Origin of the sequence: Sphingomonas sp. (assembly GCF_035758555.1) — a bacterium.
GTDB lineage: Bacteria > Pseudomonadota > Alphaproteobacteria > Sphingomonadales > Sphingomonadaceae > Sphingomonas_B.
On sequence record NZ_DASTXI010000130.1, the window covers coordinates 1 to 2,338 of the forward strand.

Annotated in this window: 3 protein-coding genes; 1 reads left to right on the top strand and 2 read right to left on the bottom strand. The window is 65.9% G+C overall.

Features of this window, described 5'->3' with window-relative positions:
* Nucleotides 1-1,254: aspartyl/asparaginyl beta-hydroxylase domain-containing protein (locus tag VFT73_RS07975; protein WP_326409724.1), on the top strand; the 1,254-nt coding region annotated here is incomplete at its 5' end.
* On the opposite strand, the gene VFT73_RS07980 is transcribed toward VFT73_RS07975, so the two are convergent.
* The gene (locus tag VFT73_RS07980) at nucleotides 1,251-1,646 is read right to left on the bottom strand and encodes a thioesterase family protein (protein ID WP_326409725.1); all 396 of its coding nucleotides are present in this window, start codon (nucleotides 1,644-1,646) and stop codon (nucleotides 1,251-1,253) included. The genes VFT73_RS07975 and VFT73_RS07980 overlap by 4 nt on opposite strands.
* 495 nt (nucleotides 1,647-2,141) lie before the next feature.
* The coding region (locus tag VFT73_RS07985) for a hypothetical protein (protein ID WP_326409726.1) at nucleotides 2,142-2,338 on the bottom strand (197 nt) is incomplete at its 5' end.

Consider the following 2,338-nt stretch of genomic DNA (forward strand, 5'->3'; position numbering starts at 1 on the left):
GAAGGCATCCAGCAGCACCTGGCGGAAGCGCAGCGCGCTTGGCAGGCGGGACTCGCCGACAAGGCGCGCAGCCATTTCGAAGCTGCGCTGGCGATCGACGGTGACGAGCCGACCGCCCACAACTGGCTTGGTGCAGACGCCCTAGCGCGGTCGGACGCAAAGGCCGCCGCCACGCATTTTGAAATCGCCTGCAAACGCGAGCCGGGTGAACGGTCCCACTGGATCAATCTCGCGGCGGCCTATCGGATCCTAGGGCATGGCGAACCTGAACGCGCGGCGCTCCTGAGGGCGCTCGAAACCGATCAAACCGACTTGCTCGCCCTGATCCGCATCGCGGAGCTTCACGAGCGGCTGGGCGAAAAAGCTGCCGCGGCCGAACGCTGGGCGGCCGTTCTCGCGGTGTCGTCGAACATCAAGGATCCTTCGCCCGAGTTCGCCGAGATTTTGCGTCATGCGAAGAGATTTGTCGGGGAGCGGCAGCGGAGCCTGGCAGATGCGGTCGACCAGGCGCTGGCGGAAGACTTGGCCGGGGCCGACGCGCCAGACCGGCGGCGCATGCGGACGGCGGCCGATGCGTGGCTTGGCAGGCGGCCAATCTACACGAACCATTGCGAGGGCCTGCATTACCCGTTCCTGCCCGCCGACGAGTTTTTCGAGCCTGGGCATTTTCCGTGGCTCGGCGAACTCGAAGCCGCGACCGGGATGATCATGGCCGAGCTGGAGGCGATCCTGGCAGATCCCGCCGCGGAACTGACGCCTTACATTTCGCTGCCGCCCGGAATGCCGGACAGCAAATGGTCGGGGCTGGACCAGTCCCTCGATTGGGGGGCCTTCCATCTGTGGAAGGAAGGCGAGCGCTTCGACGAGGCCTGCGCCCGGGCGCCGCGGACCGCGGCCCTGGTGGAGTCGCTGCCGATCTGCCGCATCAGCGGCCGCGCGCCCAACGTCTTCTTCTCGATCCTGAAGGCGGGCAGCCACATCCCGCCCCATACGGGGGTGACCAATGTCCGCAGCGTGGTCCATTTGCCGCTGATCGTCCCCGAGGGATGTGCGTTCCGAGTCGGCGGCGAGACTCGCGGCTGGGTCCAGGGCGAGGCATTCGCCTTCGACGACACGATCGAGCATGAGGCGTGGAACCGCAGCGAGCGCGATCGCGCGATCCTGATCATCGACGCGTGGAACCCCTATCTCAGCGAGCATGAGAAGGTCATGATCGGCCGCCTCTACGCCGCGGCGGATGCCCAGCGCGGCTAGGGTCCGGGCGGCAGGAAGCGCGCGACGATGTCGCGGGCGAGGCGGGCGGGGCGGAGGCTCGCGGCGTCGAGGCAGCACCAGCAGCTCCGTATCTCGCTCAGCACTTCGTCGCCGCGGCGGAGCACGGTGCGGAAGAAGGCGCGGGCCCCTTCGACCTTCTCGGCGATCACTTCCGCGACGACATTGTCCTGGAGGAAGGTGGGCCTCAGGTAAGTGATCTCGTGCTTGAGCGCGACCCAAAGGTGGCTCGCAACGGCGGCTGGCGGGGCGATGCTGCTCCAGTAATCGACCACCGCTTCCTGCACCCACTTGAGGTACACGGCATTGTTGACATGACCCATGTGGTCGATGTCGGCCGGTTCGATCGCGATCGGATGCCGAAAGGTCGCCATGTCGATTCCCAAAGCGGATTCAGGCTCGCATTAGCTTACAATGCTGTCAATAAGTTGGATTAAGGGTTGCGACGAGTTGCGGCTGGCGGTGCGACAATCGTCCGATCAGGTTCGCGGGCGGGAGTGCGACCGTGCGCGCGGCGGCTGCGGCGGCAGCGAGGTTCGCACCCGACCTGCCGCTGTTCGCCGCTGAAGTTTTTCTTTTCGCGGGACGGCTTTTTCTAGGCAATTTCTAGAGCTTGATTTCGCGGAGCCGGCGTCCATATGAGCTTTGCCATGTTCAAGCGCATTCACATCCAGCAGCCTGAACTGCACGCCGAAAGCAGCACCGCACGAGCGTAAGCGCCCGGGCCTGCGCTCCCTGTGAGCGCGGGTAGAGGCGCGATCAGCGCTGCGCAGCGCCGCAGCGACTTTCCACAGCAATCGAACTTTTTCCGACGGCGGAGCGGGGTTCCGCTCGCCTGCGGGTGCGTCTGCATGAGGAGGCAGGATTTGTCAGACCGTTTCGTGATCGAGGCCGACAGGAGCGTGGTCGGCGTTGCCGTGCGCGCGGAGGGAGGCTTCAGGTTCTTCACCTCGAACCCGCACTTCAAGCCGCTCGAGGGCAGGACGTTCAGGCGCGCCCGAGCTCTTCGGCGCGATGTTGAGGAACTCGCCGCGCTGTGCCGCCGAACGGCGGCCGCGCGGCTGGT